10 protein-coding genes and 3 pseudogenes are annotated in these 17,092 nt (G+C 61.6%); 7 read left to right on the forward strand and 6 right to left on the reverse strand.

Going from position 1 to position 17,092, the window contains the following annotated elements:
- Nucleotides 1–354: 354 nt before the first annotated feature.
- Together ACS5Q1_RS38940 and ACS5Q1_RS38945 are read right to left on the reverse strand one after the other, a co-directional pair.
- A complete protein-coding gene (locus ACS5Q1_RS38940; RefSeq protein ID WP_473103265.1) occupies nt 355–846 on the reverse strand; it encodes a DUF1622 domain-containing protein in 492 nt (163 codons plus the stop codon).
- 117 nt (nt 847–963) lie between these two features.
- Nucleotides 964–1,410 carry a CBS domain-containing protein gene (locus tag ACS5Q1_RS38945; protein WP_473103266.1) on the reverse strand — a complete coding sequence of 149 codons (447 nt, stop codon included), beginning with the start codon at nt 1,408–1,410 and terminating at the stop codon, nt 964–966.
- Nucleotides 1,411–2,379: 969 nt separating this feature from the next.
- Between ACS5Q1_RS38945 and ACS5Q1_RS38950 the strand changes: the two genes are divergently transcribed.
- Together ACS5Q1_RS38950 and ACS5Q1_RS38955 are read left to right on the forward strand one after the other, a co-directional pair.
- Nucleotides 2,380–3,414, forward strand: a complete 1,035-nt coding sequence (locus ACS5Q1_RS38950; protein WP_473103267.1) for a YihY/virulence factor BrkB family protein — start codon at nt 2,380–2,382, stop codon at nt 3,412–3,414.
- 207 nt (nt 3,415–3,621) lie between these two features.
- Entirely contained in the window at nt 3,622–4,731 is a 1,110-nt protein-coding gene (locus ACS5Q1_RS38955) for a DUF3616 domain-containing protein (RefSeq protein WP_473103268.1), read from the forward strand.
- 453 nt (nt 4,732–5,184) lie between these two features.
- Here the strand turns inward: ACS5Q1_RS38955 and ACS5Q1_RS38960 are convergent, their stop codons facing one another.
- A complete protein-coding gene (locus ACS5Q1_RS38960) occupies nt 5,185–7,164 on the reverse strand; it encodes a sodium:solute symporter family protein (protein ID WP_473103269.1) in 1,980 nt (659 codons plus the stop codon).
- A 125-nt stretch (nt 7,165–7,289) separates the two neighbouring features.
- Nucleotides 7,290–8,627, reverse strand: a complete 1,338-nt coding sequence (locus ACS5Q1_RS38965) for a mechanosensitive ion channel family protein (RefSeq protein WP_473103270.1) — start codon at nt 8,625–8,627, stop codon at nt 7,290–7,292.
- A 709-nt stretch (nt 8,628–9,336) separates the two neighbouring features.
- On the opposite strand from ACS5Q1_RS38965, the pseudogene ACS5Q1_RS38970 reads away from it, so the two are divergent.
- Nucleotides 9,337–11,115 (forward strand): annotated as a pseudogene (locus tag ACS5Q1_RS38970) (SLC13 family permease).
- A 43-nt stretch (nt 11,116–11,158) separates the two neighbouring features.
- Here ACS5Q1_RS38970 and ACS5Q1_RS38975 read toward each other — a convergent pair.
- A complete protein-coding gene (locus ACS5Q1_RS38975) occupies nt 11,159–12,319 on the reverse strand; it encodes a CapA family protein (RefSeq protein WP_473103271.1) in 1,161 nt (386 codons plus the stop codon).
- A 481-nt stretch (nt 12,320–12,800) separates the two neighbouring features.
- Between ACS5Q1_RS38975 and ACS5Q1_RS38980 the strand changes: the two genes are divergently transcribed.
- The 3 genes and pseudogenes from ACS5Q1_RS38980 (at nt 12,801) to ACS5Q1_RS38990 (ending at nt 15,131) form a co-directional block, all read left to right on the forward strand.
- Nucleotides 12,801–13,712: a complex I NDUFA9 subunit family protein gene (locus ACS5Q1_RS38980; protein WP_473103272.1), complete on the forward strand. Its 912-nt coding sequence runs from the start codon at nt 12,801–12,803 to the stop codon at nt 13,710–13,712.
- A 254-nt stretch (nt 13,713–13,966) separates the two neighbouring features.
- Nucleotides 13,967–14,666, forward strand: a pseudogene (locus ACS5Q1_RS38985) (IS6 family transposase).
- Between the two features lie 66 nt (nt 14,667–14,732).
- A complete protein-coding gene (locus tag ACS5Q1_RS38990) occupies nt 14,733–15,131 on the forward strand; it encodes an IS6 family transposase (RefSeq protein ID WP_473103274.1) in 399 nt (132 codons plus the stop codon).
- A 1,071-nt stretch (nt 15,132–16,202) separates the two neighbouring features.
- Here ACS5Q1_RS38990 and ACS5Q1_RS38995 read toward each other — a convergent pair.
- Nucleotides 16,203–16,352: a hypothetical protein gene (locus ACS5Q1_RS38995; RefSeq protein WP_473103273.1), complete on the reverse strand. Its 150-nt coding sequence runs from the start codon at nt 16,350–16,352 to the stop codon at nt 16,203–16,205.
- 666 nt (nt 16,353–17,018) lie between these two features.
- Between ACS5Q1_RS38995 and ACS5Q1_RS39000 the strand changes: the two are divergent.
- Nucleotides 17,019–17,092, forward strand: a pseudogene (locus ACS5Q1_RS39000) (IS6 family transposase); the annotation flags it as partial.

The following is a 17,092-nucleotide window of genomic DNA, read 5'->3' on the forward strand; positions in this document are numbered from 1 at the left end:
GATCCAGCGAGTAGGACTTGGTCATCGCTCATCTCCTCCCCGAAAGAGGGCTGAGACAAGTGAATCACGAAGCCGCTACGCCGCAAAGCCCCAACGACTCCGTCAGAACTGCCGTTGCTCTAGCTAACGTGATGGACTGCTTAGCATTGACGCGCCATTAAGCACTCCGATTGACTATTGTCCCGCCAGGCTCACTTCGCTCCAAATCCAGGCAACGTTAGTGAGCCGGAATCACGTTAAATGCTCAGACTTTCGTCTCAGAGTACAAGCTAAGTCACTGAAACTGTTAGATCGCCTGTCTCACGCCAAAATGCTCAGTGACACCGACGACCAGATCCGACGGTAGAGGACGGCCTAAAGGCGCTCTGTCTCGCCTGAGCGCCGTTTCTCTGACGCTTCGGTGTCGCCTCGCCGCCAAGGCAAATGACCTTCAATCTCCACCTGGAGCGAGAAGCTCAGGAAGGTTCGGATCAGCACTATCAGCCCGAGCACGGTGAGGTTTTCAAGGGACGGCGTGATCGCCACCGTGCCAATGATGTCGGCGGCGACCAGCAACTCGAGCCCGAGAAGAATGCCGCGTCCGAGATTAGCACGATAATGATGAAAGGCCCTCGACCAGCCGGCCCTGACGAAGCCATCATGGACAAAGACCAGGGTCGCTGATGCGGCTCCAATCACAATGATGCCGACACCCGTCAGCTCAATACCCGTGGCAATCCCGTGCAGGACCGCATTGATCATATCTCGCCCTGACCCGCCTTGCTCAGGATCTCCGGCATGAAGATCAACAGCAAGCGCGGCGGGGACGACTAACGCCAGCGCAGAGACAACGAACCATGGGAGCATCGGCACCTTCCTTCCCCCGGGCAAGATCATCACGAGACAACCGCCGGACGCCGGCGTTAGCTGGAAAGGGATACCGTGATGGGATGTGGGACCACCTGTCGGCGGCTCCTGCTCGCCTTAGGTACGCGGTCCGCCAGTTTGACTGTGCTGGCCGCCCGGCTGCGAGATGCCGGCCATTGCAGCGCCGATCCTGGCGGCCTTGTCGCTCACCGCCAGGTCGCCGAGCGAGACGATGCCGACCAGGCGCTTGTCGTGGTTGAGCACCGGCAGGCGCCGGACCTTGATGTCGGCCATGTTGCGCTCGACCGCGTTGGTGTCATCGTCCTCGAAGCAGTACAGGACCTCGTCCGTCATCACCTCGCGGATCGGGGTGTCGGGTGCCCGGCCCTGGGCGACGGCCCGGATGGCAATATCGCGGTCGGTGATCATGCCGACCAGGCGGTCGCCCTCGCGCACCGGCAGGATGCCGGCGTCGAGCTCGGCCATGAGCCGGGCTGCCTCCCGGATGGTCTGGGCCGGCTCACTCAAACGGACGTCTCGTGTCATGACTTCGCTGACTTTCATGAGCTCCTCCTCTTGGGCAACCCCGTCCGTCGCGTGTTCGTCGTCCCTCGCCTCTGATCGAGCGAGAACTCGCGGGACACCGCCAGCTCCGGCGCTGCACGGGGCCCCGTAAGACGTTCGACTGCCTCCTGCGAGGGCAACGCCAGGCCTGGATCGCTGTTCCGGCCGTGGGGCCCCTCAGGCAAGGCAGGCGACCAAGCCGAATCACGCAGCCTTGTCCCAACAGGTGAGAGAGTGGCCGAACGGCCTTTCACCCGACCACAGTGCCAGCGCAAGGCAGAGAGCTGCGGGCAGCCCGGCAAGCGCAAAAAACGAGATCGAGAGCCCGAACGCAATCTGGAAGGCGCAAACAATGAGAAAAATCATGAGCTTGAGGCCAAAACGAGCCGCGACCGAGATGACATCAGTCGTGCGTTTGTTGCCCTGCCCTACTCTCCTGCTCCGGGATCGGAGGTCGGAAATCCTCACGCGCAACGACTGTACTTGGTTGATCAGGCGTCCGGAAGGATCAGACCGGATGGAGCCGTGCGAGCGACGGCTGCGGCGCATACCCTCGCGGCACGGCAGACACAGGCCCGGAGCGATGCCGTTCCGGGCCCGTCGATGCGGATGGTCGGGTTCCGTCTGTGGTGCCGATGCCGCTGATCCTGTCGGCTGCGTGGGAACCGCCCGAGACTGGCGCACCCGACGGTGCGACATCCGCATCAACCGTCGATGCAAGCTACCGTCAGGTTGTCGCAGAGGGACGTGGCTATCTTGGGTCCAGGTCTGGATCAGGCTCGTAAACTTCACATGCGCATCCCAAACGATGCCCAGCGCGACCCGCGATCCCCGACCGCCACGCCCTTCTCCGGATGTGAAGGAGCCAGGAGCCTAGTTTCGGGGTTAATGTGGAAAGCCCTGGAAACGTCCCGTTCACACGGCAAGGATCTGTCGACCTGATCTCCTGCTGGACCTCAACGGTGCCCCATGACCGAACATGGCGAAGATTGGCGCTCCAAGCTGGAAGAGGAGGCTGGCTCGGGCGTGCTGTCGGATGACCTTGTCCGCGCCCGCCAGCCCAACCGGGGACGGGAGGCGAACACCCCCAAGCAGATTCCGGCCCGCGGCTGGAAGGACATTCTCTGGCGCATGCTCTGGGGGATTTCGGAAGATCGGATCCTGTCGACCTCGGGCGGGGTCGCGTTCTTCGCCCTGCTGGCGGTCTTTCCGGCGCTTGCCACCATCGTATCGCTCTACGGGCTCTTTGCCGATGTCAGCACGATCAGAGGCCACCTGTCGCTTCTGGCTGGCATTCTGCCGGGTGGCGTTTTGGACCTCATCGGTGAGCAGATCTCCCTGATCACCACCCAGGGCAGCGATACGCTGAGCGTGGCCTTCATCGTCGGCTTTCTGGTCGCGCTCTGGAGTGCGAACTCCGGCGTTGCGGCCCTCTTCGATGCGCTCAATGTGGTCTACGGCGAGAAGGAGAAGCGCAGCCTGCTGCGCTTCTACGCCACGACCTTCCTGCTCACCCTCGGCATGATCGGCTTCATCATCCTGGCCATTAGCGCGGTGGTGGTCGCGCCGGTCGTGCTCACCTTCATGGGCTTCGTGACCCCGGCCGAACGGCTCTTGGCCATCCTGCGCTGGCCCATCCTCCTCGTGGTGGTGGGCGTATGGTTGGCCCTCATCTATCGCTACGGCCCGAGCCGCCGCGATCCGAAGTGGCGCTGGGTGACCTGGGGCAGTGCCACCGCGTCCATCCTTTGGCTTGCGGCGTCGATGCTGTTCTCGTGGTACGTTGCCAACTTCGACAGCTACAACAAAACCTACGGCTCGCTTGGGGCCGGCGTCGGGTTCATGGTGTGGATTTGGCTGTCGGTGGTGATCGTCCTGCTCGGTGCAGACCTCAATGCCGAGATGGAGCATCAGACCGCCCGGGACAGCACTGAAGGAGCGCCGAAGCCGCTGGGCGCCCGCGGTGCCACCATGGCGGATCATGTGGGTGCAGCACAGGGCTGACGCAAAGCCCAAAGCCGCGCCGAGACCTGGGGAGCCTCCCCGCTTGTGTGGTCCACACCATCCAATCGCAGTGCGACCAAATCGGGTCTGAACAACCTGATGCTTGCGCAATGTCCGCTTTTGACGAGCCGACCAAAGCTCCGGCCGAGTGGGCTCCAATGCAAGTTCGTGCGTTGTTGGTCCAGTACCCGCGCACCAGGAGCCATCGTGGCGGACACCAGCCTCGCAGAAACCATCGTCCAGGTTCCCCTCACGTTTTCCGATTGGAAGCCGATCCGGCATTTAGAGGACCCGCTCCACAAGGATCTCTCGGCTGTCGCGCGAATTGGAGGCTGCCTCTTTCTCGCCTGTGACGAGACCGCAAGCGTCGAACGTCTCCGGCGCCTGGACGACGGCAGCTTTGGGGACCATCAGCATTTCGTCCTGGATACGCTGGCCGACCTGCCCGCTGGTGCCGATGGCGAGATGGACATCGAGGGCCTCTGTGCTGATGACGGCTTCCTCTGGATCGTCGGATCCCACTCGCGCAAGCGCTCCAGGCCCAAGCGGGATGAGAACGACCGCACCGAGGCCCTCCAGAACATGGAGGAGATCGAACGCGCGCCCAACCGCTACTTCCTGGGACGCATCCCTCTTGTTGAGGAGGCTCCAGGGCTCTTCTCCCCTGCCCCATCAGACGGGGAGCGACAGGCCGCCTGGCTCAAGTTGGGCAGGAGGCGCAGCGCCCTTGAGCGGTGGCTTGCGGCTGACCCGCACCTCGGGCCGTTCTTGAGCCTCCCGTCTAAGGAGAACGGCTTCGACGTCGAAGGACTGGCGGTGCGCGGAAGCCGGGTCTGGCTTGGGCTGCGCGGGCCTGTCCTGCGCGGGCATGCCGTGGTGCTCGATCTGGAGCTGAAACAAAAAGCGCCCAACCGGCTGAAGGCGGGTCGGATCGATGGTGAGCGGCGCTATCGCAAGCACCTGCTCGACACCCGGGGTCTGGGGATCCGCGACATGCGGTTTGAGGGAGATGATCTTCTTCTGCTGGTGGGGCCGACCATGTCTCTGGAAGGGCCGGCGTTTGTCCTGCGGTGGCGGGACGCGGCACATGATGACGGCTCCGGTGTCATCGCTCCTGACCGCATCGAGATGGTCGCGGAACTGCCCTACCAGCTGCAAGTGGATCACCCGGAAGGGCTTGAGCTCTGGCCTGAGGCAGGCGCTGGCGCCCTGCTGATCATCTACGATGCCCCGGCCCCGGAGCGAACCGACCCTGATAGGTTCACGGTGCAGGCTGACGTGATTTGTCCCAGGCGAGCAGACCACGGCCGAAGCTGAATGCAGCGTTCGGCTACCTCTTGGCGACCCGGAGCAACCGGCTCAAAGGGCAGATGCCCGCAATGCTTTGGGGATGTCACCTTGACTGAGTATAGCCGTTGAGCTGCCCGACGAGGTCAGCTTTTGCACAGCCTAAATCGTTGATTCCCTCGGCGCGAGATTTTTCCTTGACGAGTACAGGGTAGTATTCGCCGTTAATGTGACATCCCCCAAAAATGGGCTCGGCTGCACTCACTCCGTGAGGCACAAACTGAGCAACCTTACACGCCTGAGGGACGACTGGATCATGTTGCTTGACATGTTGATGCAACAGAGCCGCGCAAACAGCGGATGAGCTGTGCCTGCAATTGGCCTCCATGGCTCGCCGAGCCGGTTCACCTTCTCGCCTCGAGAGCGTGTCACGAAGCACGTGCTCCCTTCTTATCCCTGCTCCGGATTTGCGCCGCAACCCACTCATGCTTCTTCGGCTGGCCGCTCCGACTCCGCAGCGCCGGGGCCATTTCTCTCGGAGGTGCTTTCCTCGCCGACCGTCGTGGCGGGCCGAGGAGGTGACGTCGCCAATTCCATGTAATAGGCGAGAAACCAGATCAGGCCGACGCCGAGCATCCATCCCACGATCTGCCAGGCCCAAAGCGATGGGATCCCAAACCACCAGCTCGCGGCGGTGTTGGGATCGCCGAAGATCCAGTTGCCGATCACGGCCCCAGGGCCGGCCGCAAAGACAAACCAGACAACCACCATCCCCCATGCCAATGGGACAAGCCGCACCTTCCGGGTTGGAAGCGAGGCGCCCTGGCGCAGAAAGGCATGAACCTCGCGCTTGCGCTCGGCATCGTCGTGGGTGAAGAGCGACACGGCGATGGCCACCACAAAATTGCAGAAGATACCCCAGGCGGCGGAATGGATCGTCAAAGGCCAGCGTCCCCACGCTGTGATGCCAAGCCAGGTAGTGGCGAACCCGTCGGCCAGGGTGACGGCGATGAGCCCTGCGACGAGGCCACAGATGACGCCCTGACGGGTCAGGAACGGCCAGTAGCAGATGGCAATCAGCGCCGGCCACATCTGCAGGCCATAGGCGACGGCGAGCCCTCCGAGCGGCACCAGAGCATCAGTCGCGGTCGAGGCGATGGTCAGCGCCAATAACACAACGGCAACAACAGTCATGCGACCTGCGAAAATCTGTGTGCGGTCGTCGGCCGCCGGCATGAGGAAGGGTTTGAGCACATCGCGCGTGACGATTGCACCCGCCGTCGCCATGTAGCACGAGGCCGTGGACTCCATCGCCGCCAGGGCGCAGACCGCGAGCACACCGACGAACCATGGCGCGCGACGGCTCACCGTGTTGATGAGCCCTGGCACCAGGCCCTCCTGCCGTGCCGGGGTTGCCAAAAGATCCTGACCGCCAAGACGCTCGATGAGGACGGGATTGACGAGTTCCGGGTGGGCCGCGTGGAACGCCTGATCGGCTCCCAGGAGATGCCCGCCCAGCCCCTGAAGGCTCGTGAACAGGATCAGGATCAACCCGACCCCGAAGGAGGAGATCCAGACCTGCTGGAATGCAAAGCCGCGGGGACTGTTGCTCGCAAAGGCCCACATCGAAAAGGCCGGCGCCGCCATGATCCCCATCGTGGCGACGAGAAAGGTAAGAATCATGCTGCCGGTCCACGCGCTGCCTTGTGCGCGGGTGCCCTCCCGGACGAATTGGATCGGCCCGGGGATAGCGAGGTAATGGCTGTAGCCGGATGGGGTCCTCTTGTCATCCATCTGAGCCAAGGCGGTGATGCCGTCGACCAGCCGCTCCCAGCTGCCGATGAACGCGAAGGCGATTACCCCCAAGATGACGATCCCGAGGATCTTCAGGGGCGCTTGAACGATGTCCACATAGGCGACCGTCCGCAACCCTCCCGTGGCGACGTAGCTCATCAGAACGAATGTCAGCACCCACATGCCGAACTCGACGCCGAGCAGCCCATCGGTCAGGACCGCCAGCAAAAAGCCGGCGGCCCGAAGCTGGAGTCCCAAATAGGGAATCGAGAAGAACAGGGCCACACTCACAACCAACAGGCGCATGAGGTCGGACTGGAAGTAATAGGCCAGCATCTCGCCTGGTGTGATGAAGCCAAAGCGCTGTCCGAGCATCCATTGGCGTTTGAGGAAGAGGACGCCCGTCAGCGGGATCGTGATGGCCCACAATGAGACGTGAGCGTACGGGAAACCATCCGTATAGGTGAGGCCCGGGTGACCGACGAAGGTTCCCCCTGAGAACGAAGTTGCCGTCGCAGCGAAGACGAAGGCCCAAGCCGGAAGAGAGCGACCGGCAACGAAATACTCCGTTGTCGTGCGTGCCTGCAACGCTCCTTTGATCCCCCAAAAGATGCAGTAGGCCCAATACAGCATCATGAAAAAGAAGACCCAGGCGATCTTGGACTCCATCGGGCATTCCTTATCACTCAGCTCGTCAATCTTGGATCTTCGAGATCGTGTGTGTCCCGCACCACCGCCTCCGCGACGTGGGTCTTGTGTGGACCGAACGTGCCGCCGGTCACTGCCGGTTGGTGCTACGTCGGCGCCGGCACACGAAACGCAGGCGTCTGGTCCGCAGCCGCACCGAGGACGTGGACATCACGTTGCGGCAGCGGGATCTCGACACCGTGTTGATGAAACAGCTGCAGGGTTTCCAGCAGGACCTCACTCGTGACGTTGCGGACGCCATTCTGGGCGTCCTTGATCCAGAAGCGCAGTTCAAGATGGATCGCATGGTCGCCAAAGCCAAGCATGAGTGCCGTGGGTTGTGGCTCGCGCTGGACCCTGGGCGACTTCGCTGCAGCAGCCGTCATTAGTTCCAGCGCCTTGGGCACGTCGGCCTTGAAGGAGACCGGGACCTTCGCCTTGAGGCGGACCAGATCGTTCCTGTGCGTCCAGTTCGTGACCTGCTTAGTGACGACATCCTCGTTGGGGATCAGAAACTCGGTGCCGTCGCGGGTTTCGATCGAGACGTAGCGCGCCCCGAGCGACGACACCCAGCCGTAAGTCTCTCCAATCTGGATAACATCTCCGGGCTTGATGGAGCGGTCCATGAGCACGATGATGCCGCTGATCAGGTTCGAGACCACCTTCTGCAGACCAAAGCCGATGCCAACGCCGACCGCGCCACTGAATACCGCGATGGCCGTCAGGTCGATGCCGACCCCGGCCAGCGAAACAACGACTGCAATGGTGATGACGGTGGCCTTGAACAGCTTGCCGATCAGCACCTGCACGGATGGCGTGAAGTTGGGCAGCTTCTGGATGCGCCTCTCGAGGACGCCGGACACCAGCATTGCCACCCACAGGAGGACGGCAAGCGACAGCATGCCCCTGAGCACGGTCAGGACTGAGACGCGCAGGTTGCCGAACGTCACCGAGAGGCTGTCGAGCACCTCCAAGGTCGGCGTCAGCAGGTGAAGAATATTGAGAACGGCAATCGTATAGGCTGACACCATGATGGCTCGCGACCAGAGCGGATTACTCACGGCGATGGATGCGAGCCAGATCGCGGTCCAGGCGGCCAGGAGGTTGAGAGCGACCCGCACGACGTTGTAGGGCCACTCGAACTTGACCGCGAGGGCGATGGCCACCGTTAAGCCGGCCACCCACAGCAGCGGCAGGACCAGGGAGGCGAGCTTGCGGAGCATCATCTGTGAGAAGGCATTCGCTGACGAGCGCTCGATCCGCCGCAGGAGCAATGGATGGACGAAATCGTGCACCCACCAAGCTGCGAACCCTGTCGCGACGACGGCAGGAATTTGCATCGCCGTGTAAACGATATTGGTCGTGGTCAAGAGTTCGTTGAAGAGCCAGTCGATGCCCGATGCAAGCCAGGCAAAGAAAGCAGCGGCACCAATCGAAGGCTGCATGCGCGCCTCCTTGTACGCCCACGCACCGAGGTCGCATCGTACCCGTCGCCGCCGCTCGCCAGAGGATGGCTGTGTTCCCCACTCCAGTCGAGATGACCCGAGAAATCAGTTATAGTCTTCAGCAGTAGAGTGTCGAAAGTTTACCCAACAACTCAGCCTCGGCGGGCCGATATTCGATAGCATGAGCGCAATGAACTACTTGTAAAGTATAGTACTGGCCTGCGGGAGCGTCAACGATCTGCCTCGCGATCGTCCGGGGCACCGCCCGATGGACCGGTGGAAAAGCATGGCTTCATCCCATCTGTCCTGGCGGCGGCACCGCTGCTGGGGCGAGTGCTGGGCAGCTACTGGGCGGACATTGCAATCTCGTCCAACAGGCCGCCCAACCTCTCGTCTGTTGTTGAGGATGACGCCATCACATCTTGTGCTGACGCCGAATTGGTGCCGATCATCGGAGATGGGCTGCCTTGCCCACCCTATCGCAAGCCGCTCCATGCCGTTAGCAGTTCTCACGACAGGGCACTCACCAGAGCCTCGTCACGGCGACTGGGCGGTTCAGCATCCCCATGCTGTGACGCCATGCTTGCAAACATCTTGCCACTGAACTCCCCGGTCCAGAATAGGCCATGTCTGCGCCGGGGCGACGCACAACAACCGGCCCTCTCCGTGGTGGACGGTGACGGGATCGACGTCGCTGCAGGGTGGTTCGATGATGCTCGATCAAGCCCTTGCCTTCACAATCTTGGCCATCACCATGGCCCTCTTCGTCTGGGGGCGCCTTCGCTACGATCTCATCGCCGTGCTCGCTCTCCTGGCAGCTGTGCTTACCGGCATTGTCCCGTCCCGCCAAGCCTTCTCGGGTTTCAGCGATGATATCGTGATCATCGTCGGCAGCGCCCTAATCGTCAGTGCCGCGGTGGAGCGCTCTGGCGTCATGGAAGCGGCCCTGAAGAGAATCTCGCCACACGTGACCTCCACCCAAGGGCAGATTGCGCTGCTCATCACGGCCGTGACCGTCCTGTCGGCCTTTGTCAAAAACATCGGCGCCCTCGCGATGATGATTCCGGTGGCGCTTCAGATCGCCCGCCGCTCCAACACGCCTCCTTCCTATGTCCTGATGCCGATGGCATTCGGATCGCTGCTGGGCGGCTTGACCACTCTCATCGGCACCTCCCCCAACATCATCGTGTCGCGGGTGCGGGGGGAGATCACCGGGCAGCCCTTTGGCATGTTCGATTTTGCCCCCGTGGGTCTCGGCCTCGCGGCGGCCGGGGTGGTGTTCCTGAGCTTGGCCTACCGCCTTCTGCCTGGCGGCCGCAAGGCGAGTGCCAGCATCGGCGAGGCACTCGCCAGTTTCGACTATATGACTGAGGCGCGCGTGACAGCGGGCTCGGTGATCGAAGGCCAGTCGGTCGGCAAAGCGGTGGCGCTATGGGACGGCGAGGTCACGGTGACCGGCATCGTCCGGAATCGAACCGACTGACACGCGCCCGAGCCGGATGCCATCCTCCGCGAGGACGACATCGTTCTGCTCGAGGGCGCCCCTCAGGCGCTCGAGCGGGCCGTCGCGCGCGCCCGCCTGGAGCTCGCAGGCGAGGATCGTCCCACGGTGGCCAAGCGCCTGAGGCACGAGACCCCGGGCCTTGAGGCCGTGATCGGGCCAGCCTCGATCCTGATCGGCCAAACCGCCCGGCGCGTGCATCTGTATGAGCGCTTCACAATCAATCTGCTGGCCGTCAGCCGCAGCGGCCAGCGCTTCAGCGAGCGCCTGCGCGACATCAGCCTGCAGGCCGGCGATGTCCTCGTGCTCAAGGGCGATCCGACCCGTGTGCCGGACAGGCTGCGAGAGCTCGGCTGCTTGCCGCTGGCGGAACGGGAAATCCGCCTCGGCGACGTGCGCAAGCGTCTGATCCCGGTTGTGGTCCTCGGCGGTGCCATGGGGCTCACGGCCTTGGGGCTGGTGCCGGTTGCCCTTGGCTTCTTTGCCGCTGCGGTGCTGATGGTCCTGTTGCGCGCGCTGTCCCTGCGGCAGGCGTATGGCGCCATCCAGGCGCCGATCCTGGTGATGCTGGCGGCACTGATTCCCGTGAGCGAGGCGATCCGCACCACGGGCGGTGCTGACCTGGTGGCGCGAGGCCTCTCGGACGCCGCCGCGATCCTGCCGGCCTTTGGCTCCCTCGGCCTGATGATGATCGCGGCGATGGCGATCACGCCCTTCCTCAACAACGCCGCGACAGTTCTGGTGATGGCGCCGATCGCCGTGAGCTTTGCCCAGCAGCTTGGGTACAGGCCCGACGCCTTTCTCATGGCGGTGGCCACAGGCGCCGCCTGCGACTTCCTCACGCCGATCGGGCATCAGTGCAACACCCTGGTGATGGGACCGGGCGGCTACCGGTTCGGCGATTACTGGCGCCTGGGCTTGCCGCTCTCGGCGCTCGTTCTCGGGCTCGGCGTGCCGCTCATCCTTGCTGTGTGGCCGCTGACCTAACCTGCCAACCAGCGCGGCCTCGGAGCGGGGCGGCTCATGCCTGTCACATCCCATCGTTGGCCCAGCGCAGACTCAATCGATCGTCCGTTCCGTGGCCGACATGGGTATTGAAGGGCAGACTTTCGCGATGAAGCGTATACCGTAACCACTCCCGATCCTCACGCGTGGCGCGGTTCAGGCGAAAGCAACGGATCTGAAGCGGAACCATTTCGAGTGCGAGCAGATCTCCTCCAATCGGGTCGAGACGCACAAAATACATCAGCACCAGATCGCTCCGGAACAGCTCATAGCCAGCAATGCCTTCGTAATCGTCCAGGAAGTCGCCGCAGCCGTAGAGGATCAGCCGGTTCCGATAGACCTCAATTGCCTTGGGATGGTGCGATGAATGGCCGTGAACGACCGATACATCAGCTCGGTCGATCAGCGTGTGTGCGAATCGTCTCTGCTCCTCAAGGATGGCGTAGCCCCAGTTGGGGCCCCAGTGGAGCGAGGCAATGACCACATCTCCTGGCTGTTTGACCGCCTGGATGTCTTGGACCACCCGATCACCTGTGGTCCGGGAGAGATCTGCCAGATAGTTTACGCCGGGCCGGTTAGGTGTCGCGGCCCAGTTCGACGGTGTGCCACTCGTCCCGAGTGCAAACGAGAACACGAGCACGCGCCCCTTGCCGACAATTTGGTGAACGGAGGGCGCAGTTGCCTCGGCCAAATCCCGGCCTGCTCCGACGGCGCTCACGCGGTGCCGCTCGAGCGTTTCCAACGTCTCAATCAGCCCGGCTTCGCCCCAGTCGAGGACGTGATTGTTGCCGAGGACGCAGCAATCGACTTTAGCCGTGAGGAGGCAGTCGATGTTTCCCGGGCTCATCCGATAGTTGATCCCCTTTGGTACGTAAATGTCGCTTTGCGTGATGCTGGTTTCGAGATTGATAATGCGCAGGTCGGGCCCGACCCGATGCCACTCGTCAAGGGCAGCGCCCCAGACATAGGCGAAGTCCACCGGAGATGCGATGGGACCGTTTGCCTTGTCGGCGAGCCGGACATAGGTAAGCGCAGAATCAACAATATGCTCATGAAGGCATGGATCACCCGGATGCGGCAGCACTTGGTCGATGCCGCGCCCCAACATCACGTCCCCACAGAGGAAAAGGTTGAGGCTTGCTAGGTTACGGTTCTCGGCACCATCGCTGACTGACTGCACACTCATGCCTTTGTCTGTGTCGTTGGACCGCCGGCTATCGGGTGAACAGGCTGTCGCTCAGTCTCAGCTCGCTCCCGGCGGTCTAGGGCTGTTGCTCGGCGCGTCCCCGCCACCACCGGCTTCCTGGCCGGCTCCGAGAAAGCCGCCACCCGAACGGAGCGGGATGAGGGGATTGCGAGCCATGTTGCATTTCCTCCACTGGACGTGCGGCCATCCCCGTGCCGATGACGCAGGCTTGGAAGGCTGGCCATCACGCTGTCTTCCTCCGACCAGCCTCGAAGCTTGTCAGAGCATCGACCGGCGAAGTGAAACCTGTCTACCACATGGTTGCGTTGAACTCGAACAGCCCTGTTGGCTTTCATCACGAGAAAGAGGCTTCCTGGCTTCGATTGCTTTGAAAGAGCCAGGATACGGGGCCGATTGCTGAAGCCCCGTGATGCAGCCAAAAGTAGTCTCTCTAACGTGATCAGATTGACAGGATCCGACGATGGCCATGCAGCACGTCACGATCTTTGGCGGATCCGGGTTCATCGGTCGGCATCTGGTGGCCCATCTCGCCGCGACCGGCGCTACCGTGCGGGTTGCGGTACGCCATCCCGCCCCGATACCAGCGTCACTCCATCAGGATCGGATCAAGCTCGTCAGGGCCGATATTCGCGACGAGGCAGCAATCCGGCTGGCGGTTCAGGGGGCCGATGCCGTGGTCAATCTGGTCGGTATTCTCGCCGAGCGAGAGTATCAAACCTTCACGGCACTCCATGAGGAGGGCGCGCACCGGGTGGCTACCGTCGCCCGCAGCCTGGGAGCAACCCATCTCATCCATATGTCGGCCCTCGGCGCGAGCCGCATGGCACCGGCCCTAGCCGACCGCTCCAAGGCGGCTGGCGAAGAGGCGGTGCGGACCGTTTTCCCAGCGGCGACCATCGTCAGGCCCAGCTTGGTGTTCGGAGCTGACGATCACTTCTTCAACGGGTTTGCGGCTATGGCTCGGCGGCTCCCAGTGCTGCCGCTGATCGGCGGTGGCCGGACGAAGTTCCAGCCCGTCTATGTCGAGGATGTCGTGGCGGGCTTCGCGGCCATTCTTGCCAACCCAGCGAGCCGCGGGAAAACCTACGAGTTCGGGGGCCCCAAAGTCTATACCTTCAAGGAGTTGCTCGCGTTTGTCTGTGCCACAATCAGGGCCCGCCCGTTGCTGGTGACTGTGCCATTCTGGGCGGCCGAGGTGTTAGGCGGGCTACTGCAGGTGTTCTCGGGTGCGCCACTCACGCGCGACCAAGCCCGATTGCTGAGAACGGACAAGGTGGTCAGCGGCTCCGCCCCAACGCTGGAGGATCTTGGTGTCGAGCCTCAAGCGCTCGAGACCATCGTCCCAAAGTATCTCGCGCCCGATCGATGGTAGAACGAGGCTGACGTCCGAGACATCATCAGGGCAGCCTCTCACGGCCCTGCACAAGTTACTGGCGAGCACGATCGAGAGTCGTTCTTCCTGTCATAGGAGCACACCTTACGGTAAGCTGCTGACGATCGTAAGCCATGGAGCAGTCTATGCCGGAGCCCACCGCATCTTCGGGGTAGGTGTCATCCTCCATGCCGAACGAGGGCTTGTCACGTTCGCAGCTTGCTAACGGCATTGCATCGGCTTAGCTGTTCGACATGACCTCACCATGCTACTCTGACTACCGCTTCCCCAGCGACATCATTCAGCGCGCGATCTGGCTCTACCTGCGTTTCACCCTCAGCTCCCGGGATGTCGAGGAGCTCCTGGCCGAGCGTGGGGTCGAGGTGTCTTATGAGACCATCCGGCGCTGGGTTCTCACCTTTGGACCGGTGATCGCGCACCAGCTGCGGGCCCAACGTCCTAAGCCTCACAGTCGCTGGCACTTGGACGAGATGTTTGTTCACATTGGAGGCAAGCAGATGTCTCTGGCGCGCCGTTGATGCTGAAGGCGAGGTCCTCGAGGTGCTGGTTCAAGCCAAGCGCGACAAGCGAGCCGCCCTGAAGCTCATTCGCAAGCTCCTGAAGAAGCACGGCACTGCCCCAACAGAGTGGGTCACGGACAAGTGTCCCGCCTATGGAGCTGCGCTTCGAGGCCTGAAGATCCAGCGGGCCGATCATACCCAGGCCAAGCGGGCCAACAACCGAGCGGAGAGTTCGCACGTGCCGGCGCGACGACGAGAGTGGAAGCTGCAGGGATTCAAGTCACCCGGCTCGGCCCAGCGGTTCCTCTCAATGCATGCAGCGATCTACAACACGTTCACCGTTCCTCGCCATCTCACCACCGCCCGAACGCACCGGCTCCTCCGGGCCGAGGCGTTCGCCATGTGGCGCGAAGCTGCGGGTGTAGTGGCATAGCGAGCGACATGTGGCAGATCCCATTTCGGCCAGACCCCGCAATGTGACAAGCCCAATCCAGGCACGATCTTTCGTTGGGTCCAACGCTATGCCCCGGAGATTGAGAAGCGGGTGCGTCCACACCAGGGCTCCCGTTCCGGATCATGGCGCGTAGATGAGACCTACGTGCGGATCGGCGGGGGATGGAAATATCCGTTCCGAGTTGTCAACAAGCACGGTCAGTTCATCGATTCCATGCTGTCTGCTCGACGCGATACGGGCGCGGCTTATCGCTTCCTGCGTAAAGCTCTGAAGATGATGAGCGATCATCCACCATCCTCGAACACAACCGACAAACTGGCTTCTTATCCAAAGGCAATTCGGCGCTTGCAGAAGGAGGGCCTGCTGTCGAAGAATGTCGAGCGCCGGACATCGAGATATCTCAATAACATTATTGAGGCGGCTCACGGTGCGCTCAGCGCATGATCCGGCCGACGCGCGGCTTCTAGAGGACGAAAACAGCCTACGCCACTATCAAAGGTTTTGAGGTCATGCGCATGATCCGCCGCAGCCACTGCATGCTGCCGGGTTCTGGATCGACAGGCGAAGTCCGTCTTATGAATCAGCTTTTCGGTTTTGCCGCCTGAGCGACCTCTTCGACCGGGCTTATTGTGCCCGTTCCAAGTTAATGCAACGGAACCTGGTCACCAGTGGTGCGGACGGCGGGGTTCCGGCTTGTCCGTTAGATTTCCTTGTAAAATAAGGATTTCTGAGAGGCTCAGACAGGCTCTTTTGTAGTTGGGTTTTGTAGGTTGGGCAATGGCACCTATAGGACTTGTAGGATGCTTGCCGAAACTACGGCATTGTCAGCCTTGGTACGCGGCGAGCAACGACAAGACGGTTGCTGTGATGTTGATGCCTACAACGACCAAGAGTAGGGCAACTGATAGGGGGAACGGTCGCGCACTCGGTTCGCGTTCCTGGAAATGATCCATCTTCTTCATAGCACCCTCCCAACTATCTCATTGGACAGGGCGCATGGTGACGCAATCCGACTGCTTATTCTGTGAAATGCGTCACATCCACAGGCGTTTTGTGAAGCTCAGTAGGACGGCAACATATCGAGGCTCCCAGTACAACCAGGATGTCATTGGTATCTGGGGAGCCCCTTTGGTGGACATAGGCGATAGTTAGAGTATCGCTTAGGTCAACTCACCTACCACGACTGACGGCAACACATCGGGAACCAATCGCACACCGGGCAACGTCCTTCGTTGGAACCCAAGCAGGTCCCGGCAATTCACCCAGCCCACAATATGCGCCGGATGTCACGTATCGTTCGTAGGCTGTGGCACTTGTGTTGAGAACAGCAGAGCCTTGGGTAGCGACAAGAGTTTGGGCTTGATTACAAGCCATCGTAGTGGTTAGCGGGCGGCTTTGGGCCATTGCTTCAGAACTTACGGTGACGAGGACGATAGCAGCACACGTCAGCTTCATGTGTTTCATTGCTAGCCTCCCTAGAGGGTACGTTCAGTTCCAATCCCTGTCAGAATGCTATCAGGCCAGGAGCGACAGCACGGTCGCGCAGATATTCATCACCATCACGGTTCCGGCCAAATACTCAGCCACAGGCGGGCACGGCTCAAGGTCAATGTCTGCCAGATTGGGTACGGCCTCGTTGGAAAGCCTTCTGCCTGTTGTGGTCATTGTCCATCACTCCAGTCAGGATGAGGCGCTAACGACCCAATGAGGATGACACTGAGCGGACATATCGGCGGTGCGGGAACGCACGGAGAACCTACCCACGACATCCAAGATGCCATTGGTGGCTGGGGAACGCGCGCCTGAGCATGAACGGCACCCAGGATTCAGCGTTGTCATGGGGCACAGCTTTATGTGCGGGACCTAGGGAGGTTCCCATGAACCTGTCTGATATGACTCACAGGATCACTGACGCTATCAAGCGGATGACTGATAGGCTGCCCCATTGGAGGGACTCTCATCCCCGGCAGCCACCCAGGAACGACAATGTCTCTGGCGCGAGAAATCGCAGTTGGCCTGATGATGAGATGAGTTGAGAGGCTGTGCCCCGTCAAGGACGTGTTCGTTAAATGGCAGGGCGAACAGGCCTAAGAGACTGGGATATGTGCAGGAAAGCCAGGAAATCTAAGGTCAAGCTGGAACAGCATCTATGTCCCAGAGTTGCCCCATATGTGAGTACGCATTGGATACCTCCTGAGCCCTCCAGTCGCCATTCTGGGGGGTCTCTTTTGCTTGGGTGTGGGGCTCCAGGAGCCAAAACAGCCCCCAGGGATGACCCACAGGCACCGTCAGATTAACCAGAGGGTGACCGGATTGAGGCATACGTGAGGGATGAAATCGACCCAACATCCTCGCTATGCCCGCCACCGCTTCCCGGCTGAAGTGATCAGCCATGCTGTGTGGTT

Source organism: Microvirga sp. GN3, assembly GCF_055792825.1.